The following is a 20,835-nucleotide window of genomic DNA, read 5'->3' on the forward strand; positions in this document are numbered from 1 at the left end:
TGAGGGGAACCGTGAGTGAGAAGGGGACCGTGAGTGCGGTGCGGTACGCGGTCGGCGGGCTCGGGCTCGTCCTGATCGGCATCGGCGCGTGGCGCGTCGCGGAACAACCCGACCTGGTGGGCGTGCTGGTGTGGCTGGCGGGGGCGGTCGTCCTGCACGACGGGATCATCGCGCCGCTGGTCCTCGGCGTCGGGCTGCTGCTCGTCGGGCGCTCGCAACGGGGCCTGGTGCGCGGGGCGTTGATCGTCGGGGGCGCCCTTGTGTTCGTGACGCTTCCGCTGCTTCTGCGGCCCGGGGCCGCGCCCAATCCGTCCGCGCTGCCCCTGCCGTACGGGCGCAACCTCGCCGTCGTACTGGCCGTCGTCGCCGCGGTGGCCGGCGCGATCGCGCTCGTACGGTGGTGGCGGGCCCGTCCTCAGCGGCGTCCCGCGGGGGAAGACTGAGCGGTGAGCTCGATGAAGTGACGGTCCTTCAGGGACCAGCGGTCCGTCGCGGTCCAGCCTGCGCGGACCGAGTGCGCGGCCAGTGCTCGCGCGCCGACGCGGGCCCAGGGGAACGGAGTTCCCGGCGCGCCCCGGCCGTCGTCGACCCGTACGTCGTACCGTTCGTCCACGTCGACCGGCGCGCATTCGACGAGGACCGTGCCCGTGCGGGACACCACGTGCCGCAGCCGCAGCAGGAGGGCGGTCGGATCGCCGCCGATCCCTATGTTGCCGTCGATCAGCAGCGCCGTGTCCCAACGGCCCTCTCCCGGCAGGACGTCGAAGACCGAGCGGCACAGCGCCGCCCCGCCGAGCCGTGCGGTGTGGGCCACCGCCGCCGGGCTGATGTCGATGCCCAGCGCTCGCCGCCCCTCGGCGGCGAGCGCGGCCACGAGCCGGCCAGGACCGCAGCCGATGTCCAGGACCGCGCCCCGGGAGCGCTCCAGTACGGACCGGTCCGCGCGGTCGGGCGCCTCGCACCAGCGCTCCACCTCCAGCGGGAGCAGCCAGCCGTCGTCCCGGCGCAGGAAGAGCGGGCCCCGGCCGGCGCGCAGGGCCTCGGTGTACGGGTCCGCGCGCCAGGCTGTCGTGGCGGTCGTCGTGTGGCCGCCGCCCGTGTCGGTTGCTGTGCTGGTCATGGCCGCGCCCATCGCCGTCCCGGTCATGCGTCCACCCGTCGCGCGGCCGAAGCCGCTGCCGTCTCCGCCGCCGTCTGCGTCGCCGTCGTCAGCGCCGTATGCCGGGCCGCGAAGCGGGTGCCCGGGGCCTGCGCCGCCACCCGTCGTGCGTCGGCGGCGGTGTCCACGTCGCGTACGACGGGCAGGCCGCCGATCCGCAGGCCGGCCGCGCGCAGCCGCTCGTACTGCACCGATCCGGTGTCCGGCCTCGACATCGGGACGCCGAGGAGCAGGGCGGGGTCCGGGGCGGCGAGGCCGAGGGCCCAGAAGCCGCCGTCGGCCGCGGGGCCGAACCAGGCGTCGTACGCGTCCCAGCGCAGCGCGGGCGCGAGGAGTTCGGGGGTGACCTGCGGGGTGTCCATGCCGATGAGCAGCGCGGGCCCGTCGCAGGCGGCGAACGCGGCGGCGAGCCGTTCGTCGAGTCCGCCCGGGGCCTGCGGCACGACCTCGAAGCCGGGCGGCAGCCACGGGCCGGGCCGCCCGTCGAGGACGAGGACGCGACGGGCGGCCGGGATCCGGGCCGCGGTCGCGAGGGTGTCGGCGAGCGCCGCCTCGGCGAGGGAGGCGGCCTGGGCCGGGGTGAAGGGGGGAGTGAGGCGGGTCTTCACGCGGCCCGGCAGGGGTTCCTTGGCGATGACGAGGAGGGTGGTCATCGTCGCTCACCGCCCGCGAGCGTGTCGGCGAGTGCCGCCTCGGTGACGAGGAGGAGCGCGGTCATCGTCCCTCACCGCCCACGGCTGCCGGCTCGTCGAGCACGCGGCGCATGTCGTGGACGGCCTGCCAGGTGCCCTTCCACGTGCCGGTCACCTTCGACCGGCCCGCTCGCGGCAGGTACGGCACGTCCACCTCGCGGACCCGCCAGCCCGCGTCGGCGGCGCGCACCACCATCTGCAGCGGGTAGCCGCTGCGCCGGTCGGAGAGGTCGAGCCCGAGGAGCGCGGTCCGCCGGGCGGCGCGCAGCGGACCGAGGTCGCCGAGCCGCAGCCCGGTGCGGCGGCGCAGCAGCCAGGACAGGGCGAGGTTGCCGGCCCGCGCGTGGGCCGGCCACGCGCCGCGTTCGGTCGGACGGCGGCGGCCCAGGACGAGGTCGGCGGAGCCGTCGGCCACGGAGTCGACGAGGCCGGGCAGCAGGCCGGGGTCCAGGGACGCGTCGCAGTCGCAGAAGCAGACGAACTCGGCGGTGGAGGCGCGCAGTCCGGCATGGCAGGCGGCTCCGAAGCCGCGCCGCGGCTCGTGGACCACGGTGGCCCCGAGGCCGGCCGCGAGCGCGGGCGAGCCGTCGGTGGAGCCGTTGTCGACGACGATGGCCCGCCACCCGGCGGGGATGCGGGCGAGTACCCAGGGCAGGGCCTCGGCCTCGTCGAGACAGGGAAGGACGACGTCTACGGTCAGCGGTTTCACGCGTCTCACGGTAGGAAGCGAAAGGCGGTTCGGAGCCGCTGAACTCCTTACGAAACGCGGACGCCGCTCGCCGTCCCCCCGGGTGGCCGTGACCGGCCGGAGGCGCGGATGCGACGCTGTGCGGCATGAGCGAGCGGAACGACGACCCCGAACAGACGGCCCGGATCCTGGTGGTGGACGACGACCCGACGGTGGCCGAGGTGGTCGCCGGGTACCTGGAGCGGGCGGGGTTCGCCGTCGAGCGCGCGGGCGACGGGCCCGAGGCGCTGCGGCTTGCCGGGGGGCGGTGGCCGGACCTGGTCGTGCTCGATCTGATGCTGCCGGGCCTGGACGGCCTGGAGGTCTGCCGGCGGCTGCGCGCCGCCGGGCCCGTACCGGTGATCATGCTGACGGCGCGGGGCGACGAGGAGGACCGGATCACCGGCCTCGAGGTCGGCGCGGACGACTACGTCACGAAGCCGTTCAGTCCGCGGGAGCTGGTGCTGCGGGTGGAGTCGGTGCTGCGGCGCACGCGTACGGTGCAGGCGGCTTCGGCCGCGAGCCGTTCCGTGCTGCGCGCCGGGGGCCTCGCCGTCGACGTCGCGACCCGGCGGGCCACCCGCGACGGTCGTGAACTCGCCCTCACCCTCCGGGAGTTCGACCTGCTCGCGTACTTCCTGGAGCGCCCGGGAGCGGCGCACACCCGGGAGGATCTGATGCGGCGGGTGTGGGGCTGGGACTTCGGCGACCTGTCGACCGTCACCGTCCATGTGCGGCGGTTGCGCGCCAAGATCGAGGACGATCCTGCCCGGCCGCGGCTCATTCAGACGGTGTGGGGGGTCGGGTACCGGTTCGAGCCGGGGGCCGAGGCCGGAGTCGAGGAGGGGGTGGGGGTGGCGTGAACGACGTACTGCTCATCGCGCTGTTCGCGTTCGCGGGAGCCGTGTGCGCGGGGCTCGTCGGGGCGGTCGTGCTCCGTCTCGTACGGCGCCGGTCCGTCGCGGTCTCGCTGACGGTGGTCGCGGCGGTCACGGTGACGGCCATGCTCGCCGGGACGCTGGCGGTCGCGCAGGCGATGTTCCTGTCCGCGCACGACCTGTGGGTGGTGACCGTCGTCGTCGCGATGGCGGCCCTCGTCTCGCTGGGCACCGCGCTCGTCCTCGGGCGGTGGGTCGTGGCGCGCAGCCGCGCGCTCGCCCTGGCGGCGCGGGACTTCGGCGACGGCGGCAGCTTCTCGGCCCCCGACGGGGCGGCCACAGCCGAACTCGCCGCGCTCACCCGCGAACTGGCGGCCACCAGCGCCAAGCTCGACGCCTCCCGCAAGCGCGAGCGCGCGCTCGAAGCCTCAAGGCGGGAGCTGGTCGCCTGGATCTCGCACGACCTGCGCACGCCGCTGGCCGGGCTGCGGGCGATGGCGGAGGCGCTGGAGGACGGCATGGCCGCCGACCCGGCCCGGTACCACCGGCAGATCCGTACCGAGGTGGAACGCCTCACCACGATGGTCACCGACCTCTTCGAGCTCTCCCGCATCCACGCCGGCGCGCTCAGCCTCAGCCCGAGCCGGGTCTCCGTGTACGACCTCGTCGGCGACGCCCTGAGCGGGGCCGACCCGCTGGCCCGTGAGAACGGCGTGCGGCTGGTGGGGGAGGAGGTCGAGGCGGTGCCGGTGGAGGTGGACGGCAAGGAGATGACCCGGGTCCTCGCGAACCTGCTGGTCAACGCGATCCGCCACACCCCGGCGGACGGCACGGTCGCGGTCGCGGCCGAACGCCGCGCCGACGCCGTCGTGGTGTCCGTCACCGACGGCTGCGGCGGCATCCCCGACGAGGACCTGCCCCGCGTCTTCGACACCGGCTGGCGCGGCACCGAGGCCCGCACCCCACCGGCAGGCGCGGGCCTCGGACTCGCCATCGTCCGAGGCATCGTCGAAGCCCACGCGGGCCGCGCCGAGGTACACAACGTCCCGGGCGGCTGCCGCTTCGAGGTCACCCTGCCGACGGCGGCGGGCTGAGCGCGGGCCCGCGCCCCCGCTGTCCCCCCACGGCCGCCGAAGCCCGTTGCCCCGCTCGGGCGAAGGCCGTCATGCCCTCCTCGAAGGCGATCTCGGGGCGCCAGCCGAGGTCGCGGCGTAGGCGGGTCGAGTCGGCTGTGATGTGGCGGACGTCGCCTAGGCGGAACTCGCCGGTCACCACCGGGTCAGGGCCGCCGTGCGCGTGTGCCAGGGCCGTGGCCATCTCGCCGACCGTGTGGGGGGCCCCGCTGCCGGTGTTGTACGCGGTGAGGCCCGGGGCCTGCGGATCGGACTCCAGGGCGAGGACGTTCGCCGTCGCCACGTCCCGTACGTGCACGAAGTCCCGGCGCTGGCCGCCGTCTTCGTAGACGCGCGGGGCCTCGCCGCGGGCGAGGGACGAGCGGAAGAAGGAGGCCACGCCGGCGTACGGGGTGTCCCGGGGCATCCCCGGGCCGTACACGTTGTGGTAGCGCAGCGAGATCGCCGTGCCGTCCACCGACCGGGCCCAGGCCGCCGCCAGGTGCTCCTGGGCGAGCTTCGTCGTGGCGTACACGTTTCTCGGGTCGGTCGGGGCCTCCTCGCCGACGAGGCCCGGTGCGAGCTCCGCGCCGCACTCGGGGCAGCGCGGTTCGAAGCGGCCCGCCGCGAGGTCCTCCGGGCGGCGGGCCCCGGGTCGTACGACGCCGTGGCGGGGGCAGACGTACCGGCCCTCCCCGTACACGACCATCGAGCCCGCGAGGACGAGCCGCCGCACGCCCGTCTGCGCCATCGAGGCCAGCAGCACGGCCGTACCCAGGTCGTTGCAGCTCACGTACTCCGGGGCGTCCGCGAAATCCTTGCCGAGGCCGACCATCGCGGCCTGGTGGCAGACCGCGTCGATGCCGATCAGCGCCGCCCGGACGGCCGGCGAGTCCCTGACGTCCGCGCGCACGAACTCCGCGTCCGGCCGCTCCGGGGCCGTCGGGTGCGCGCTGGGCAGGAGCGCGTCCAGGACGACCGGCTCGTGGCCCGCCGTCCGCAGCGCCGTGACGATGTGCGAGCCGATGAAACCGGCTCCTCCTGTGACGAGTACTCGCATGTCCCGGACGCTACGGACCGCCGCCCCGCCTCGGGGGCCTCCGCGCCGCGCCGTAAGACTTCCGTCATCCCGTCGGATCTCCCGTCCGGCCGGGCGGTCGCGTTGGATGGGCAAAGAAAAGATCGTGCGGGAGAAGGAGGTGCGCCGTGGGGCGCGTCGCGAAGAAGCGTTGGTGGGCGGGGGCCGCGGTCGTGGCCGCGGCGGCGGTGGCCGCCGGGCTCGTGTGGTTCGAGCCCTGGGCGCTCGTGGTCGACGAGTCCGTGCACGACGCGCTGCCCTCCGCGAGCGCGCCGGCGACCCCCGGGCCGTCGGCAGCCGTCGACGCGCCGCCTGCCGGACCCGTCACCCTCGCCCAGGGCAGCTTCATCAGCCACGAGCACGAGACGAAGGGCACCGTGAAGATCGTCCGGCTCGCGGACGGCAGCCACACGCTCCGCCTCGAAGGCCTGGACACCAGCAACGGCCCCGACCTGCGCGTCTGGTTGAGCGACGCGCCGGTGAAGGACGGGATCGCCGGCTGGCGCGTCTTCGACGACGGGAAGTACGAGAACCTCGCCAAGCTCAAGGGCAACAAGGGCGACCAGAACTACCCGCTGCCCGCCGACGTGGACTGGTCGGCCTACAAGAGCGTCAGCATCTGGTGCGACCGGTTCGACGTGTCCTTCGGAGCAGCGACCCTGGCCCGCGCCTGACGGAGTCGAGCAGCTCGGGGAAGCGGCGCGTCAGGCGGGCGACCGCCGCCGCGTATGCGATGCCGAAGGCCAGCGAGACGACGAGGGCGAGGGGCTCCGAGAAGTCGTCGAAGATCGGGTAGATCTGCCAGTGGGGCAGGTAGATGGCCAGCGAGCTGCCCGCCAGGAGGCCGGCGAGCTGATTGACGCGGCGCGTGCTCGGCAGGGTCGGGAACCAGACCAGCAGGGCGAAGCCGGCCATGACGAACAGCTCGCGGCGCGGCTCGTCGGGGAAGAAGCCCGGGACGGTGGCGAGCCCCGCCGCGGTCACGAGGAGGTGCTGCGGCGGGGTCCGGGTCCTGGCCGCCGCCCAGCCGAGCGCGAACAGCCAGAAGACGGTGACCGCGTCGGTGATCCGGGTGCGGTCGGGCAGGCCGACCAGCTCGTAGCGGGTGAGCAGGCCGAGCGCGACGAGGGCGACGGGCAGTCCGTACGTGGTTCCCGGCCGCTCCTGAGCACCGTTCCGGCCATGTGCGGGCGGAACGATTCGTTTCGCCTGTGGCGGGAGGTACATCTGAGCTCTAACGACAAGTAGGGGGATGTGTGATGAGGATGAGACGAGTCGCGGGGCTCGCCGCCGCACTGCTGATGACCGCGGGGATCACGACGGCCGCGACGGGGACGGCGCAGGCGGCGGACTCGTGCGGCGGGACGCTCTTCGCCCGGGCCACGGGGGACAAGGGCGACCTGAAGCTGTACCTGGATAACGGCACCTACTGCGCGGTGGCTCGCCACACCAGCGCGTACTGGGGCGTCTACCTGCCCACATCGGTCCAGATCCATCGGGCCGACGGCGCGCACAGCTGGAAGGACGAAGGCAGCTACCGCTACTACGCCGGCCCGGTCCGTATGGCTTCGAACGGTTGGTTCGCCTACGCGAGCGCCTGGGTCGGCGGCGAGAGCCTGGCCACCTGACCTGCTTCGGCGTCAGGCGTCCGCAGCGCGGGACGGGACTGCTCCTCTGCGGCGGTGATCGGCATACTGGCCGCTCCCGATCACCGCTGCACCCGCAGTCGTACCCGCAGGAGGAAGCATGGCCGCAAGTTTCAGGACCGTCATCGAGGTGGGGGCGGACCACCTCGAACAGGCCCGGGCCGTCGACCGGTTGTTCCAGGACGCGATCGCTCCCGCGACCGTGAACTTCGACTTCGAGCACATCCGGGAGGCGGCCGCGGCCGTGCCCGGCAGCGAGATCGTGAAGATGGTCCGCGGCTGGGGACTCCAGGAGAACGCCCCCGTCATGGTGATGGTGCTGTCCCTGAAGGAGGCGGTGCGCCAGGCGCTGCCCGCCGAGTTCGCCGAGGCGGGCTTCTGGGAGACCGTCGAGAAGGAGCTGGTCAGCGCCTTCACCGGACTCGCCGCGCAGGAGGGCGCGCCCGGGCTCTCGTACTACGAGGAGGGCGCGGACCGCACCAGTTACTACCGGGACCTGTTCTTCGCCCTGCAGGACGCCGAGAGCGGCGAGCACCTGTACGCGATCGCGTTCTGCATCGACGTGACCCTCGGCGTGGACAAGGCCCGCGCCGGCGCCCTGGAGATGACGGACGTGGTGCCGTTCGCGATCCGGCTCAACGCGATCGTGCTGCGTCAGGAACTGCTCCTCGCGGCCTGACCGCGACGCGTGCCGGCCCGCCGTCCCGGGCCGCACCGGCCGCGAGCAGCGCCTCCGTGACGAGGCGGACGCCGCGGGCCAGCCGTCCGAGCTGATCGAGCTCGACGGCGTACATCTGGATCGCCGTCTCGATGACGGGATCGGGCACCCCGAGCGCGGGCAGTTCCGCCCGCGACGTCTGCAGTGCCACCCGTACCGTCCTGAGCTCCTGCTGGAGCTGGAGCTGCGCATGCCGCGCGAGCAGGAGGGGGTGGCGGGTGAGCGGGGTGTAGCCGGCGTAGCGGGCCGGCAGGAGGTCGCGCAGCCAGCGCGTGGCCGTGCGTTCCCAGTCGCGGTGGCCGGGGGTCCTGACCTGACAGGGCCAGTCGGCGCCGACGGGAGATGAGGTCGGGGACATCGTTGTCGCTTCCGAACGGGTACGGGAGGGGGCGGCGGTCCCGGCCCAGGGGTTAGCCAGGGACCGCCGCGGGGGACGCCAGGGGTCCGACGAATGAGGAGGGGGGTCGGTAGGGGCCCGGGCGTCCTCGACAGTAAATATATATACCGTCGAGTAAGCAAGGGTATGAAAAAATTCATGCCAAACGAAGGCCTGAATATGGGCCGCGAACGCGTCGTGGTTCCGGCCCTCAGTCGTCCAGGAAGAAGCTGTGCTGCTCCGCGGCCTGCTCGTACCCCTCCAGGCGTCTCTGTGTCCGTTCCGGATCCGCGTCCGCCATGGCCTGCAGCAGTGAGGCGGACACCAGCTGCGGCGCCGCGTACGAGTCGAACACCAGCCGCGAGCCCGTGCCCGCCGTGAAGACCGCGTCGGCCTCGTCCATCAGCGGACCGAGCGCCAGATCGGTGATCAGTGCGACCTTCAGCCCGATCCGCCGCGCCGCCCGGATCGCCGCCAGCGTCTCCTGCGCGTGCCGCGGCATCGCGAAGGCCAGCACCCAGGTCCCGCCCGCCTCCCGGGACTGCAGGAGCGTGTCGAAGGAGACGCTGCCGCCCCGGGTCACCACCCGGACGTCGGGGTGGATGCGCCGGGCCGCGTACGCGAAGTACTCCGCCAGCGACACCGAGATGCGCAGCCCCAGGACGGTCAGCGGCACCGAACGGGCCAGCTCCCGGCCGACGTCGAGGATCTGGTCGGTGTCGGCGAGGACCCGGCGCAGCGACTCCAGGTTGTCGATCTCGGCGTCCACGGCGGCCTGCAGCTCGTTGCCCCGGTCCTCCCGGATCTCGGAGGCGTCGGGCGCGCCGGCCACCGCGCTCAGCGCGATCGGCTGGAGCGCCTCGCGCAGCGCCGGGAACCCGCTGAAGCCCAGCGAGGTCGCGAACCGCGTCACCGACGGCTGGCTCACCCCGACCCGCTCCGCGAGGTCCGTGATCGACAGGAACGCAGCCTCGGTGAGGTGGTCCGTCATGTACTGCGCGATGCGCCGCTGGCCCGGGGACAGCCGGTGGCCGCCGAACACGGCCCGGACCCGCTCCGTGGGGGTCGCGTCCGACTCGGTCTCCGGCGCACGTCCGCCCGGTCGTCTGCCCGGCGTGATCGCGGCGGCCTTGGCGCGCGCCTGCTGATCTGATGGCACGGGGAGCCTCCCTCTGTGTCCCGCTCGAGTTCAAGATAGTTCACCGGGGGTGACCGCGGAGGGCGCGCGGCCACAGGCGATGATCTTGATTCGGTCGGTGGACGAGTCGTGTCGCTGTTGGGCCGAACGGGTGAGGAACGCGAGGATGGGCGCATGAGTAGGTACGAGAGGTACGACGTCACCGACGAGCAGTGGGAGGGTCTCGCCCAGGTGCTGCCGCTGCGTGGGCGCGACGAATGGCCGTCCAGGGTCGACCACCGCGCGTTCCACGACCCGTACGAGTCCGCCGAGCAGCGCCGCATGGTCGTGCTGCGCGTCCAGGTCTTCGCCGACGCCCGCGAGGTCGCGGAGTACCTCATCGCGCAGATCCCCGTGCTGCTCGACCTGACCGGCGCGGACACGGACGTGGCCAAGCGCATCCTGGACTTCAGCAGCGGCGTCGTCTTCGGCCTGGGCAGCGGCATGCACCGCGTGGACCGGAACGTCTTCCTGCTCGCCCCGGTCGGCACCGAGGTGGAGGGCGCGGCGGCGGACGTGGACGGGGCCGTGGGCCCGCGCGGTTAGGGAGGTCGTCCGTACGCGCCTGGGGATGATCGTTTCGCTGGGAGCGACGGGCGCGGCGCGACGGGCGCGGCGTGGAGCGTGGCCGTCCCCCGTACGGTGGAAGGTCGCCGCGGTGGAACGGTTCGCCGTCCGCCGGTCGGCCTACGGTCCGTCTCCATGGACGCCTCCCCCTCCAGCCGTCATCTGCCCTCCAGCACCTGCACCTCTTCTCGGCCCTCCCGTCCCACCGTCACCGAGGTGCGTCTGGCGGCCTTCAAGTCGCATCGCGCGGCGGCCTACCCGCTCGGGCCGGTGACCCTGTTCGCGGGGGTGAGCGGAAGCGGCAAGTCCAGCGCGCTCCAGGCGTACGAGGCGCTGGCGCGGCTCGGCGCGGGCGACGAGCTCGGGCGCGTCTTCGCCGACCCGGCCGGCTGCGTACCCGAACGGGCGGAGCCCGACGCGCAGGGGCGGCGCGGCTTCCGCATCGGCTGCACCGTCGACGGGCCGGCCGGCCCGGTACGGCTCGACCTCGCCGTCCAGGCCGAGCCCGAACTCCGCGTCGTCGGCGAACGCCTGACGCTGCGCGACCGGACGCTGCTGGCCACCGCCCTGCGGGACCCGGGCCGCAGCAGCGTTCAGGCCGAGTGGCACACGGCGGGCGCCGTGCCCGTCACCCGAGCGCCGTTCCCCGACGACCTGCTCGGCACCGCCCTGCTGCCGCTGCGCGTCGCCGGGAAGACGGAGGGCCAGCGGCAGGTGCTCGCCGCCGCCGAACAGGTCGTCGTCGGGCTGCGCTCGGTCTTCGCCTGCGACCCGCAGCCGCACCGGATGCGCGCCCCGGTGCCGCTCGGCGAGGGGCGGTTGCGGCGCGGCTGCGACAACCTGGCGGAGGTGCTGCACCGGACGCGGACCGGGTGCGCTCGGCGGCACGCCCGGCTGGCGGCAGTGGCGCGCGGGGGTTGCGCCGGGCCGGTCGCGGGCCTTGACGTGCAGGAACTCGCCGACGGCAGGGTGCGGGCGCTGCTCGCGCGGGGCGGGCCGGGCCCGGGGGCTTCGGGCACGCCGCTGGAGCGGCTGGGGGAAGGGGAACTCCGCTACCTGGCTCTCGCGTTGGTGCTGTTGACGGGGCCGGGGGTGCTTGCGGTCGACCAGGTCGCGGAGGTGCCGGACGCGCTGCAGAGCCTGACCGTGCTCGCGGACGGCTTCGACCGCGGGCTCGACCCGCGGCAGGCCGGCGAACTGCTCGGGCTGGCCGCCGAGATCTGCGCCGGGGGACACCTCCGGCTGGTGGGGACGGCCACCGCGGCCACCGCGGCCCGTGCCCGGCAGCTGCCCGGCGTCGCGGTGGTAGACCTGGAGCCGTGACAGAACTGGATGTAGCGGGATTGCAGCGCAGGCTGACCGAGTTCGCGGCCGCGCGGGGCTGGGAGCCGTACCACACGCCGAAGAACCTGGCGTCGGCGCTCAGCGTCGAGGCGGCCGAACTGCTGGAGATCTTCCAGTGGTTGACGCCGGAGCAGGCGGACCGGGTGATGGACGACCCGGAGTCCGCCCACCGGGTCGAGGACGAGGTGGCCGACGTGCTCGCGTATCTGCTGCAGTTCTGCGGCGTCCTCGGGGTCGATGTGCTGGCCGCCCTGGCGGCGAAGATCGACCGGAACGAGGTGCGCTTCCCGGCCGGAAGGCGGCCGGGAGGGGGCGCGCTGCCCGTCACGGAGGAGGACGGTCACTCTTCGGAGTGAGCCGGATATGCCTGTCGAGCTTCCTGTCCACAGATTTCCGAATTCCTCTGGCTTTTGTGCTCACACGCCCTCACGCTGGGTAGTGGACTAGTGGGCAGTAAGTCGTACGAACGGGGGCGGCGTACATGGAAGCGGAGCGACTGATCGCGGTGGGACGTCACGCACTGGCGCAGAGCCGTGCGGCCCTCGAGATCGTGGCGGAGGCCTGGCAGGCACAGGCCCTCGCCCAGGCCGTGGGCAGTCATCTCGCGGTCCGGGGACCGCTGGAGCTGCGCGGCGAGGCACGGGCGCTGAGCGAGATCGGCGGCGGGCGCGGGGTGATGGACCACCCGGTGCTGCGCACCGGGGTCCCGCGCGCCGCGCAGCTGACCGAAGTGGCCGACGTGCGCACGGCGTTGAACGCGCTGAGCGCGCTGCTCGGGGAGGTCGGCATCGCCCTCGTCGGGGTGGCCTGCGACACCGACGAGGAAGGGCTCTACTGGCAGTGCATCGAGGCGATCGACGCCGCCGACGAGTCCAACGACCGGGTGCGCGGCATGCTGCGCCGGCTCACCGTACGGGAGCGGGGCAGGCCGCCCGATGCGGCACGGGGCCGCGCCGACCCGGCGGACTCGCCGGCGGGACCGTCATGACCGCGGCGGCGTCGCGGAGGCGGCGGCGCCCGCCGTCACCGAGGGGCGTCGTCGACGGGAGCGGAGCGGGGGGACTCGGGCGCGTCGGAGCCGGAGGGGGCCGGGGCGCGGTCGGCCGAGGACTGAAGATCGGCGTCGAGTTGGTTCAGGTCGGCGTTGAGCGCCGCCATCAGCTCCTCCATCTGCTGAAGCAGGCCCTTGGGGGCGCCGCCGCTCTTCTGCTCGGGCACCGACTGCTGCACGGTCTGCTGCACCGGGTGCTCGGGCGTCGCCCGGTCGGGCACGGCTTCCTGGGACATGGCGGCCTCCTCGGCCCAGGCCCTCCCACCAGGGGGAAGGCCACAAGAAAGAACGACGCACCGGCAAAGGCCGCCGGCGCGCGGGCCGGGCGGTCCGGCTCCGCCCGAGCCAACGACGGGCGGACACGGACGGTCACTGGCCCGGGCGGAGGCGTCCCGCCAGGTGGTCGGATATTCACCCTACCGAGCAGCGGCGGGCCGGCCGCTGACGGAGAGGTTGACGGAGGCGTTGACGGAGACGGCGTCGCGACCGCGGTGACGCGGGAGCACCGCAGGCCCGACGCGGGCAGGATGGAGGCATGGATCTTCGAATCTTCACGGAGCCCCAGCAAGGGGCCGACTACGACACCCTGCTCACCGTCGCCAAGGCCACCGAGGATCTTGGCTTCGACGCCTTCTTCAGGTCCGACCACTATCTGCGCATGGGCTCCGCCGACGGGCTCCCCGGGCCGACCGACGCCTGGATCACCCTGGCCGGACTGGCCCGGGAGACCAAGCGGATCCGGCTCGGCACCCTGATGACCGCGGGCACCTTCCGGCTTCCCGGCGTGCTGGCCATCCAGGTCGCGCAGGTCGACCGGATGTCCGGCGGGCGGGTCGAACTGGGCCTGGGCGCGGGCTGGTTCGAGGAGGAGCACAAGGCGTACGGCATCCCGTTCCCGAAGGAGAAGTTCGGCCGGCTGGAGGAGCAGCTGGCGATCGTCACCGGACTGTGGGAGACCGAGGTCGGCAAGACGTTCTCGTACGAGGGCGAGTTCTACCAGCTCACCGACTCGCCGGCGCTGCCCAAGCCGGCGCAGGCGAAGGTCCCGGTACTCATCGGCGGCCACGGCGCCAGCCGCACCCCGCGGCTCGCCGCGCGGTACGCCGACGAGTTCAACATCCCCTTCGGGTCGATCGAGGACAGCGAGCGGCAGTTCGGCCGGGTCCGGGCCGCGGCGGAGGCCGCGGGCCGCGCAGCGGGCGACCTCGTGTACTCCAATGCCCTGGTCGTCTGCGTCGGCAGGAACGACGCGGAGGTCGCCCGCCGGGCCGCCGCGATCGGGCGGGAGGTGGAGGAGCTCAAGGCGAACGGGCTGGCGGGCACGCCCGCCGAGGTGGTGGACAAGATCGGCCGGTACGGCGCGATCGGCTCCTCCCGGATCTACCTCCAGGTCCTGGACCTGGCCGACCTGGACCATCTGGAGCTCATCTCCGCCCAGGTCCAGTCGCAGCTGGGCTGAGTCGATGCGACCCGTCCGCGCACTGGCCGACGTGCTCGCCGAGGAGGTCCTCGTCCTCGACGGCGGGCTCTCCAACCAGCTGGAGGCGCAGGGCTGCGACCTCTCCGACGAGCTGTGGTCCGCGCGGCTGCTCGCCGACGGGCCCGAGCAGATCGAGGCGGCGCACACGGCCTACGTGCGGGCGGGCGCACGGGTCCTGATCACCTCCAGCTACCAGGCCACCTTCGAGGGCTTCGCGCACCGGGGGATCGGCCGGGCCGAGGCGGCCCGGCTGCTGGGGCGGAGCGTGGAGCTGGCCCGGGCGGCCGGCGACCTGGCCGGCGAGGACGTGTGGGTGGCCGGGTCGGTGGGGCCGTACGGGGCGATGCTCGCGGACGGCAGCGAGTACCGCGGGCGGTACGGGCTGAGCGTGCGGGAGCTGGAGCGGTTCCACCGGCCGCGGATCGAGGCGCTGGCGGCGGCCGGGCCGGACGTGCTCGCGCTGGAGACGGTGCCGGACGCCGACGAGGCGGAGGCGCTGTTGAAGGCCGTGGCCGGATGCGGGGCGCCGGTGTGGCTGACGTACACCGTCGCGGGCGGGCGGACCCGGGCGGGCCAGGACCTGGCGGGGGCGTTCGCGCTCGCGGCGGGCGTCGAGGAGGTGATCGCGGTAGGGGTCAACTGCTGTGAGCCGGGCGACGTCGGGCCGGCGGTGGAGATCGCCGCCGGCGTGACCGGGAAGCCGGTCGTGGTCTATCCGAACAGCGGGGAGGTGTGGGACGCGCGGGCGCGCGGCTGGCGGGGCGAGGGGACCTTCGACCCCGGGCGGACGGGCGAGTGGCGGGCGGCCGGGGCGCGCCTGATCGGCGGCTGCTGCCGCGTCGGCCCGGACCGCATCGCGGCCCTGGCCGCCGCGTTGGGGGACGAGAGAGAGGAGTAGGGCGGGCGCCTGGGACGGGTCCCCTGGCGCCTTCTGTCAGCAGACCGGCAGGGGTGCGGATAATGCCTGGTCGTGGCGGGAAGGGAGGGCGATACTCGGATGTGTGTTCCTGACGATCAGTACCACCGGTACCCCTGAGCGACCCGCTACCGACCTCGGCTTTCTGCTGCACAAGCATCCCGACAAGGCGCAGCGGTTCTCCACCGCGTACGGCGCGGCGCATGTGCTGTATCCCGAGGCGACGGCGGAGCGGTGCACGGCCGCGCTGCTCATGGAGGTCGACCCGGTGGCGCTGGTCCGCGCCGGGCGGGGAAAGGGCCGGGGCGGCGCCCCTGACGCGGCGCTCGCGCAGTACGTGAACGACCGCCCCTACGCCGCCTCGTCGCTGCTCGCCGTCGCGCTGAGCACGGTCTTCAAGACCGCGTTGCGCGGGGACTGCGTGCTGCGGCCGGAGCGGGCCGCGGAGCCGATGCCGCTGCGGATCGAGGTGCCGGCGCTGCCGGCGCGCGGTGGGGCGGAGCTGGTGCGCAAGCTGTTCGGGCCGCTGGGCTGGAGCACGGTCACGGCCGAACCGGTGGCGCTGGACAGCGCGTTCCCCGAGTGGGGCGACTCGCGGTACGTCCGGCTCGTCCTCGAAGGCGAGCTGCGGCTCTCCGAGGCGCTGCGTCAGCTGTACGTGCTGCTGCCGGTCCTGGACGACGCCAAGCACTACTGGGTCGCCCCCGACGAGGTCGACAAGCTGCTGCGCGCCGGGGACGGCTGGCTCGCCGACCACCCCGAGCAGAAGCTGATCACCAGCCGCTATCTGTCGCGGCGCTGGGGCCTGACCCGGCAGGCGATGGAGCGACTGGAGTTGGTGCGGCTCGCCGAGGCCGACGACCTGGACGTGGAGGACGTCGACAACGCCGTGGACGAGACCACGGACACCGAAGACAAGCCGGTGCCGCTCGCCGAGCAGCGCCGTGACGCGATTCTGGCCGCGCTGCGGGCCGCGGACGTGAGCCGGGTGCTCGATCTCGGCTGCGGGCAGGGCCAGTTGGTGCAGGCGCTGCTGAAGGACGTGCGGTTCACGGAGATCGTCGGCCTCGACGTGTCCGCCCGGGCGTTGGGCATCGCCGCGCGCCGGCTGCGCCTCGAGCGGATGGGCGAGCGGCAGGCCGCGCGCGTGAAGCTGATGCAGGGCTCGCTCGCGTACACCGACAAGCGGCTCGGCGGCTACGACGCGGCCGTGCTCAGCGAGGTGATCGAGCACGTCGACCTGCCGAGGCTGCCCGCGCTCGAGTACGCGGTGTTCGCCTCGGCGCGGCCCCGGACGGTGCTCGTGACGACGCCGAACGTCGAGTACAACGTGCGCTGGGAGTCGCTGCCCGCCGGACACGTGCGGCACGGCGACCACCGCTTCGAGTGGACCCGCGAGGAGTTCCGCGCCTGGGCTCAGCGCGTCGCCGAGCAGTACGGGTACGGGGTCGGGTTCACCCCCGTCGGCCCGGACGACCCCGAGGTCGGCCCGCCGACCCAGATGGCCGTCTTCACCCTGAACGGCAACGACACGAAGGAGGACCAGGCCGCATGACCAGCACCAGCACGAGCACCAGCTCCACCGTCCGTACCCTGCCCGTCACCGACCTGTCCCTCGTCGTGCTCATCGGCGCCAGCGGGTCCGGCAAGTCGACCTTCGCCCGCAAGCACTTCAAGCCGACCGAGGTGATCTCCTCGGACTTCTGCCGCGGGCTGGTCGCCGACGACGAGAACGACCAGAGCGCCAGCCGGGACGCCTTCGACGTCCTGCACTACATCGCGGGCAAGCGCCTGGCGGCCGGCCGGCTGACCGTCGTCGACGCCACCAGCGTGCAGAAGGAGGCCCGCCGCCAGCTCGTGCAGCTCGCCCGCGAGCACGACGTGCTGCCGATCGCGATCGTGCTCGACATGCCGGAGTCGGTGTGCGTGGAGCGCAACGCGGCCCGGCCCGACCGGGCCCACCTGCCCCGGCAGGTCGTGCAGCGGCACCGGCGCGAGCTGCACCGCTCGCTGCGCGGCCTGGAGCGCGAGGGCTTCCGCAAGGTGCACGTGCTGCGCAGCGTGGAGGAGGCGGAGTCCGCCCAGGTCGTCCTGGAGAAGCGGTTCAACGACCTGCGCCACCTCACCGGGCCGTTCGACATCGTCGGTGACATCCACGGCTGCCGCTCCGAGCTGGAGACCCTGCTCGCCAAGCTCGGCTATGTGGACGGACACCACCCCGAGGGCCGCACCGCCGTGTTCGTCGGCGACCTCGTCGACCGCGGGCCCGACAGCCCGGGTGTGCTGCGCCGCGTGATGTCCATGGTGGCCGCCGGCGACGCGCTCTGTGTGCCCGGCAACCACGAGAACAAGCTGGGCCGTTGGCTCAAGGGCCGCAAGGTCCAGGAGACCCACGGCCTCGCCGAGACCATCGAGCAGCTCGGCCGGGAGAGCGAGGAGTTCCGCGCCGAGGTCGGTGAGTTCATCGACGGGCTGGTCAGCCACTACGTCCTCGATGAGGGCCGGCTGGTGGTCTGCCACGCCGGGCTGCCCGAGAAGTACCACGGCCGCACCTCCGGCCGGGTCCGCTCGCACGCCCTGTACGGGGACACCACTGGTGAGACCGACGAGTTCGGCCTGCCGGTCCGCTACCCGTGGGCGGAGGAGTACCGCGGCCGGGCGACGGTGGTGTACGGCCACACTCCCGTGCCGAACACCAGCTGGATCAACAACACCATCTGCCTGGACACCGGGGCCGTGTTCGGCGGCCGGATGACCGCGCTGCGCTGGCCGGAGCGCGAACTCGTCGACGTGCCGGCGGAGCAGGTCTGGTACGAGCCGGCCCGGCCGCTGACCACCGACGCCCCCGGCGGGCACCAGGGCCGGCCGCTGGACCTGGCCGACGTGCACGGCCGCCGGGTCGTGGAGACCGGGCTGCTCGGCAACGTCGGCGTGCGCGAGGAGAACGCGGCGGCGGCGCTCGAGGTCATGAGCCGGTTCGCGGTCGACCCGCGGCTGCTCGCCTACCTCCCGCCGACGATGGCGCCCACCGCCACCTCGCGTGCGGAGGGGTACTTGGAGCACCCGGCCGAGGCGTTCGCGCAGTACGCGGCCGACGGGGTCGAGCGGGTCGTGTGCGAGGAGAAGCACATGGGCTCCCGGGCCGTCGCGCTGGTCTGCCGGGACGAGGACGTGGCGCGCGAGCGCTTCGGCGTGACCGGAGTGACCGGGGCCCTGCACACCCGTACGGGCCGGCCCTTCTTCGACGATCCGTCCGTCACCGAGCAGGTCCTGGACCGGTTGCGGGCGGCGATCACCGCCGTCGGTCTGTGGGACGAACTCGGCACGGACTGGCTGCTGTTCGACGGCGAACTGATGCCGTGGTCGCTGAAGTCGGCAGGGCTGCTGCGCTCGCAGTACGCGGCCGTCGGCGCGGCCTCCCGAGCCGTTTTCCCGCCCGTGCTCGGCGCACTGGAGCAGGCGGCGGCCCGGGGCGTGCCCGGCCTGGACGGGCTTCTCGCCACGCAGCGCGAACGGGCCGTGGACGCCGAGGCGTTCACCGAGGCATACCGCCGGTACTGCTGGCCGACCCAGGGTCTTGAGGGCGTGCGCTTCGCGCCGTTCCAGATCCTCGCCGCGCGGGGCCGCTCGCTGGCGGCCGTGCCGCACGACGAGCAGCTCCGGTGGATCGACTGGATCGTCGACAGCGACCCCACCGGTCTGCTCCAGGTCACCCGACGGCTCGTGGTCGACACCGGCGACGAGGCATCCGTGCGGGCCGGTGTCGCCTGGTGGCTGGAGATGACGGCGGCGGGCGGCGAGGGCATGGTCGTCAAGCCGCTCTCGCCGACCTCGCGCACGGTCGTGCACGGCCCCCGCGGGCCCGTGCAGCCGGGCGTCAAGGTCCGCGGCCGGGAGTACCTGCGGATCATCTACGGACCGGAGTACACCCGTCCGGACAACCTGGAGCGGCTGCGCAACCGCTCGCTGGGGCACAAGCGTTCGCTCGCGCTGCGCGAGTACGCGCTCGGCCTGGAGGCGCTCGACCGGCTCGCTGCCGGGGAACCGCTCTGGCGGATCCACGAGGCCGTTTTCGCCGTGCTCGCACTGGAGTCCGAGCCGGTCGATCCGCGGCTCTGACCCGGTCCAGGGTCGAAAAACACCACGTCCCACGGGGGGCGCAGGGATGCCGATCACGGCGCTCCCCTGCGCCCCCCGTGCACATTGACGCAGATCTTCGCCACGGCCTAGCGTTCTTCACCCCACGACGTGACGCAGCGTCAACAGTGTTACTGCGCACGTCACAAGAGGTGGGGAACACACACGACACACCAGCGGACGCGGCCCCGTCGACGCATGCCCGGACCCGGCCGCGGGCGCACTGCAACGGCGCGGGGTGAGGTGACGATGAGCCTTTTCGGCCAGGACCGGTCGTTCCTCGACGCCCTGCCGCCCGCCGACCGCACCGCCCTGCTCGCCGAGGGACGGCCGCGCGCCTACGAGCCCGGCGAGGTGCTGATCCGCGAACGCGACACCTCCGCCCATGTCCTCGCCCTGCTCTCCGGCTGGTGCGTGGTCTCCGTCGAGACCGAGCGCGGCGCACGGCTGATCCTCGCGCTGCGCGGCGCCGGCGAGGTCGTCGGCGACCTCGCCGCCGTCGACCAGCGCCCGCGCAGCGCCACCGTCACCGCGCTCGGCCGGGTCGAGGCGGTGGCCGTCTCCGGTGACCGCTTCCGCCGCTTCCTCGCCGCCCGGCCGCACGCCACCGCGCTGATCCTGCGCCAGCTCTCCACCCGGCTGCGCAGCGCCGACGTCGAACGCCGCTCGCTCGCCTCCGAGACCGTCCTGCGGCGGCTCGCGGCCCGCCTGGTCGAGCTGGCGCAGCGGGCCGGCCGCCGCGCCGACGCCGGGACCGTACTCGAACTGCCGCTGCCCCAGCACGACCTGGCGGCGGCCATAGGCGCCACCCGGGAGGCGGTCGCGAAGGCCCTGCGGCTGCTGCGCGAGCAGGACGTCGTCCGCACCGCCAACCGGCGGGTGATCGTCATCGACATGCCCGTCCTGCTCCTCCTCGCACGCGGCCGCGAACGGCCGCCGGCCGGGCCCGGACCGGGCTCGGGAGCAGGGCCCGGCGGACCCGCGGAGAAATCTCCGCCGGGTGTGTAAACGGCTACATCGCCGGCCGCCGGACGCGGCCAGGCTGGACCTGTCACACAGCGACACGGCACACAGGGAGTTCCGAGTGAGCAGTGCGGGAGCCAACACGGGAACGGAAGCCGGAGCCGGCGCCCTCCACAGACTCGTCGTCTTCGGGGACGCCGTGGGCTCCGGGAAGCTGGGCATGGACGCCAAGCAGCGGATGCGCGCCGCCATGTACCAGGCCTTCGGCGAGGCGTACGCCGCCGTCGGCGTCGAGCCCGGCGCGGTGCACCAGGAGGACCGCGGCGACGGCATCCTCGGCGCGCTGCGCCCGGACATGCCCCCGACGCTCATGGTCGGACGCTGGATCGACACCCTGTACGAGTGCCTGCGCGAGCACAACGCCGGCCGCGAGCAGCGGCTCCGGCTGCGCGTCGGCATGAACGCCGGACTCGTCCTCGACGACGGTCGCGGGCTGGTCGGCCGGGCCGTGGACCTGACCTGCCGGCTGTGCGACAGCCCCACCGCCAAGGAGATCATGACCGCCGAGCCGACGGCGGACCTGCTGGTCGTGGTCTCCGACTGGCTGTACGGGAACGTGGTCGTCGAAGGCGGCCGCTATGTGGAACCGGGCCACTACCGCCAGGCCCGGGTGCGCTCCAAGGAGACCGACGAGAGCGCCTGGTTCCACATCCCCCGCCGGCCCGCGCCCCCGCTCGACGAGCACGGCGCGGTGCTGCACGCGGGATCCGAGACCGGCGGTGGACCGTCAACGGGGGACGGTCCACCGCCGCTT

Annotated in this window: 24 protein-coding genes; 16 read left to right on the forward strand and 8 right to left on the reverse strand. The window is 73.7% G+C overall.

The features are described from left to right. The first annotated feature begins 11 nt into the window (after nt 1-11). The gene (locus tag VIU94_RS38945) at nt 12-443 is read left to right on the forward strand and encodes a hypothetical protein (protein ID WP_331919388.1); all 432 of its coding nucleotides are present in this window, start codon (nt 12-14) and stop codon (nt 441-443) included. Here VIU94_RS38945 and VIU94_RS38950 read toward each other — a convergent pair. From VIU94_RS38950 to VIU94_RS38960, 3 genes are all read right to left on the reverse strand, one after another. After that, nucleotides 416-1,120 (reverse strand): class I SAM-dependent methyltransferase, encoded by a 705-nt coding sequence (locus VIU94_RS38950; protein WP_331919390.1) that lies wholly within the window; start codon nt 1,118-1,120, stop codon nt 416-418. The genes VIU94_RS38945 and VIU94_RS38950 overlap by 28 nt on opposite strands. Nucleotides 1,121-1,143: 23 nt before the next feature. Further along, a complete protein-coding gene (locus VIU94_RS38955) occupies nt 1,144-1,812 on the reverse strand; it encodes a TIGR04282 family arsenosugar biosynthesis glycosyltransferase (RefSeq protein ID WP_331919392.1) in 669 nt (222 codons plus the stop codon). Between the two features lie 61 nt (nt 1,813-1,873). Next, on the reverse strand, nt 1,874-2,569 hold the full coding sequence (locus tag VIU94_RS38960; RefSeq protein WP_331919394.1) for a glycosyltransferase family 2 protein: 696 nt from the start codon (nt 2,567-2,569) through the stop codon (nt 1,874-1,876). Nucleotides 2,570-2,685: 116 nt separating this feature from the next. Here VIU94_RS38960 and VIU94_RS38965 point away from each other — a divergent pair, with 116 nt between their 5' ends. Both VIU94_RS38965 and VIU94_RS38970 read left to right on the forward strand, forming a co-directional pair. Further along, nucleotides 2,686-3,441, forward strand: a complete 756-nt coding sequence (locus tag VIU94_RS38965; protein WP_331919396.1) for a response regulator transcription factor — start codon at nt 2,686-2,688, stop codon at nt 3,439-3,441. Further along, complete coding sequence (locus VIU94_RS38970) at nt 3,438-4,550, forward strand: sensor histidine kinase (RefSeq protein ID WP_331919398.1); 1,113 nt, start codon at nt 3,438-3,440, stop codon at nt 4,548-4,550. The genes VIU94_RS38965 and VIU94_RS38970 overlap by 4 nt, the downstream gene beginning before the upstream one ends. Here VIU94_RS38970 and VIU94_RS38975 read toward each other — a convergent pair. Next, a complete protein-coding gene (locus VIU94_RS38975) occupies nt 4,525-5,628 on the reverse strand; it encodes an NAD-dependent epimerase/dehydratase family protein (protein WP_331919400.1) in 1,104 nt (367 codons plus the stop codon). The genes VIU94_RS38970 and VIU94_RS38975 overlap by 26 nt on opposite strands. A gap of 146 nt (nt 5,629-5,774) precedes the next feature. Between VIU94_RS38975 and VIU94_RS38980 the strand changes: the two genes are divergently transcribed. Beyond that, nucleotides 5,775-6,320 (forward strand): DM13 domain-containing protein, encoded by a 546-nt coding sequence (locus tag VIU94_RS38980; protein WP_331919402.1) that lies wholly within the window; start codon nt 5,775-5,777, stop codon nt 6,318-6,320. Here VIU94_RS38980 and VIU94_RS38985 read toward each other — a convergent pair. Further along, nucleotides 6,259-6,873, reverse strand: coding sequence for a hypothetical protein (locus tag VIU94_RS38985; protein ID WP_331919404.1), 615 nt, complete (start codon nt 6,871-6,873; stop codon nt 6,259-6,261). The two genes, VIU94_RS38980 and VIU94_RS38985, sit on opposite strands and share 62 nt — an antisense overlap. A gap of 32 nt (nt 6,874-6,905) precedes the next feature. Here VIU94_RS38985 and VIU94_RS38990 point away from each other — a divergent pair, with 32 nt between their 5' ends. Further along, complete coding sequence (locus tag VIU94_RS38990) at nt 6,906-7,274, forward strand: hypothetical protein (RefSeq protein ID WP_331919406.1); 369 nt, start codon at nt 6,906-6,908, stop codon at nt 7,272-7,274. A 118-nt stretch (nt 7,275-7,392) separates the two neighbouring features. Continuing rightward, the gene (locus tag VIU94_RS38995) at nt 7,393-7,971 is read left to right on the forward strand and encodes a Type-2Aa cytolytic delta-endotoxin (RefSeq protein WP_331919408.1); all 579 of its coding nucleotides are present in this window, start codon (nt 7,393-7,395) and stop codon (nt 7,969-7,971) included. Here VIU94_RS38995 and VIU94_RS39000 read toward each other — a convergent pair. Together VIU94_RS39000 and VIU94_RS39005 are read right to left on the reverse strand one after the other, a co-directional pair. Continuing rightward, nucleotides 7,928-8,368: a hypothetical protein gene (locus tag VIU94_RS39000; RefSeq protein ID WP_331919410.1), complete on the reverse strand. Its 441-nt coding sequence runs from the start codon at nt 8,366-8,368 to the stop codon at nt 7,928-7,930. The two genes, VIU94_RS38995 and VIU94_RS39000, sit on opposite strands and share 44 nt — an antisense overlap. Before the next feature lie 229 nt (nt 8,369-8,597). Beyond that, a complete protein-coding gene (locus VIU94_RS39005) occupies nt 8,598-9,545 on the reverse strand; it encodes a MurR/RpiR family transcriptional regulator (protein WP_331919412.1) in 948 nt (315 codons plus the stop codon). A gap of 153 nt (nt 9,546-9,698) precedes the next feature. On the opposite strand from VIU94_RS39005, the gene VIU94_RS39010 reads away from it, so the two are divergent. From VIU94_RS39010 to VIU94_RS39025, 4 genes are all read left to right on the forward strand, one after another. Continuing rightward, a complete protein-coding gene (locus VIU94_RS39010) occupies nt 9,699-10,109 on the forward strand; it encodes a cell division protein SepF (RefSeq protein ID WP_331919414.1) in 411 nt (136 codons plus the stop codon). A 156-nt stretch (nt 10,110-10,265) separates the two neighbouring features. Beyond that, nucleotides 10,266-11,453, forward strand: a complete 1,188-nt coding sequence (locus tag VIU94_RS39015) for an AAA family ATPase (protein WP_331919416.1) — start codon at nt 10,266-10,268, stop codon at nt 11,451-11,453. Further along, a complete protein-coding gene (locus VIU94_RS39020; RefSeq protein ID WP_331919418.1) occupies nt 11,450-11,830 on the forward strand; it encodes a nucleotide pyrophosphohydrolase in 381 nt (126 codons plus the stop codon). The genes VIU94_RS39015 and VIU94_RS39020 overlap by 4 nt, the downstream gene beginning before the upstream one ends. A gap of 125 nt (nt 11,831-11,955) precedes the next feature. Beyond that, nucleotides 11,956-12,462 carry a DUF6099 family protein gene (locus tag VIU94_RS39025; protein ID WP_331919420.1) on the forward strand — a complete coding sequence of 169 codons (507 nt, stop codon included), beginning with the start codon at nt 11,956-11,958 and terminating at the stop codon, nt 12,460-12,462. 35 nt (nt 12,463-12,497) lie between these two features. On the opposite strand, the gene VIU94_RS39030 is transcribed toward VIU94_RS39025, so the two are convergent. Further along, on the reverse strand, nt 12,498-12,761 hold the full coding sequence (locus VIU94_RS39030) for a hypothetical protein (protein ID WP_331919422.1): 264 nt from the start codon (nt 12,759-12,761) through the stop codon (nt 12,498-12,500). Nucleotides 12,762-13,060: 299 nt separating this feature from the next. On the opposite strand from VIU94_RS39030, the gene VIU94_RS39035 reads away from it, so the two are divergent. The 6 genes from VIU94_RS39035 to VIU94_RS39060 form a co-directional block, all read left to right on the forward strand. Continuing rightward, complete coding sequence (locus VIU94_RS39035; RefSeq protein WP_331919424.1) at nt 13,061-13,984, forward strand: LLM class F420-dependent oxidoreductase; 924 nt, start codon at nt 13,061-13,063, stop codon at nt 13,982-13,984. Nucleotides 13,985-13,988: 4 nt separating this feature from the next. After that, complete coding sequence (gene mmuM, locus VIU94_RS39040) at nt 13,989-14,903, forward strand: homocysteine S-methyltransferase (RefSeq protein ID WP_331919426.1); 915 nt, start codon at nt 13,989-13,991, stop codon at nt 14,901-14,903. A 103-nt stretch (nt 14,904-15,006) separates the two neighbouring features. Beyond that, on the forward strand, nt 15,007-16,476 hold the full coding sequence (locus tag VIU94_RS39045; RefSeq protein ID WP_331919428.1) for a 3' terminal RNA ribose 2'-O-methyltransferase Hen1: 1,470 nt from the start codon (nt 15,007-15,009) through the stop codon (nt 16,474-16,476). Further along, on the forward strand, nt 16,473-19,040 hold the full coding sequence (locus VIU94_RS39050; RefSeq protein WP_331919430.1) for a polynucleotide kinase-phosphatase: 2,568 nt from the start codon (nt 16,473-16,475) through the stop codon (nt 19,038-19,040). The genes VIU94_RS39045 and VIU94_RS39050 overlap by 4 nt, the downstream gene beginning before the upstream one ends. A gap of 267 nt (nt 19,041-19,307) precedes the next feature. Further along, complete coding sequence (locus VIU94_RS39055; protein WP_331919432.1) at nt 19,308-20,066, forward strand: Crp/Fnr family transcriptional regulator; 759 nt, start codon at nt 19,308-19,310, stop codon at nt 20,064-20,066. 76 nt (nt 20,067-20,142) lie between these two features. Then, on the forward strand, nt 20,143-20,835 hold a 693-nt coding region (locus VIU94_RS39060), incomplete at its 3' end, for a hypothetical protein (protein ID WP_331919434.1).

Source organism: Streptomyces sp. (assembly GCF_036566765.1).
Taxonomy (GTDB): Bacteria; Actinomycetota; Actinomycetes; order Streptomycetales; family Streptomycetaceae; genus Streptomyces.

What these genes read in the sequence shown, in the direction of transcription:
- VIU94_RS39000 (WP_331919410.1), bottom strand. Translation starts at nt 8,368, where the DNA reads ATGTCCCCGACCTCATCTCCCGTCGGCGCCGACTGGCCCTGTCAGGTC.
- VIU94_RS39025 (WP_331919420.1), top strand. Translation starts at nt 11,956, where the DNA reads ATGGAAGCGGAGCGACTGATCGCGGTGGGACGTCACGCACTGGCGCAG.
- mmuM (WP_331919426.1), top strand. Translation starts at nt 13,989, where the DNA reads ATGCGACCCGTCCGCGCACTGGCCGACGTGCTCGCCGAGGAGGTCCTC.
- VIU94_RS38965 (WP_331919396.1), top strand. Translation starts at nt 2,686, where the DNA reads ATGAGCGAGCGGAACGACGACCCCGAACAGACGGCCCGGATCCTGGTG.
- VIU94_RS38985 (WP_331919404.1), bottom strand. Translation starts at nt 6,873, where the DNA reads ATGTACCTCCCGCCACAGGCGAAACGAATCGTTCCGCCCGCACATGGC.
- VIU94_RS38955 (WP_331919392.1), bottom strand. Translation starts at nt 1,812, where the DNA reads ATGACCACCCTCCTCGTCATCGCCAAGGAACCCCTGCCGGGCCGCGTG.
- VIU94_RS38995 (WP_331919408.1), top strand. Translation starts at nt 7,393, where the DNA reads ATGGCCGCAAGTTTCAGGACCGTCATCGAGGTGGGGGCGGACCACCTC.
- VIU94_RS39055 (WP_331919432.1), top strand. Translation starts at nt 19,308, where the DNA reads ATGAGCCTTTTCGGCCAGGACCGGTCGTTCCTCGACGCCCTGCCGCCC.
- VIU94_RS38950 (WP_331919390.1), bottom strand. Translation starts at nt 1,120, where the DNA reads ATGACCAGCACAGCAACCGACACGGGCGGCGGCCACACGACGACCGCC.
- VIU94_RS39015 (WP_331919416.1), top strand. Translation starts at nt 10,266, where the DNA reads ATGGACGCCTCCCCCTCCAGCCGTCATCTGCCCTCCAGCACCTGCACC.
- VIU94_RS39035 (WP_331919424.1), top strand. Translation starts at nt 13,061, where the DNA reads ATGGATCTTCGAATCTTCACGGAGCCCCAGCAAGGGGCCGACTACGAC.
- VIU94_RS38990 (WP_331919406.1), top strand. Translation starts at nt 6,906, where the DNA reads ATGAGGATGAGACGAGTCGCGGGGCTCGCCGCCGCACTGCTGATGACC.
- VIU94_RS39010 (WP_331919414.1), top strand. Translation starts at nt 9,699, where the DNA reads ATGAGTAGGTACGAGAGGTACGACGTCACCGACGAGCAGTGGGAGGGT.
- VIU94_RS39050 (WP_331919430.1), top strand. Translation starts at nt 16,473, where the DNA reads ATGACCAGCACCAGCACGAGCACCAGCTCCACCGTCCGTACCCTGCCC.
- VIU94_RS38975 (WP_331919400.1), bottom strand. Translation starts at nt 5,628, where the DNA reads ATGCGAGTACTCGTCACAGGAGGAGCCGGTTTCATCGGCTCGCACATC.
- VIU94_RS39030 (WP_331919422.1), bottom strand. Translation starts at nt 12,761, where the DNA reads ATGTCCCAGGAAGCCGTGCCCGACCGGGCGACGCCCGAGCACCCGGTG.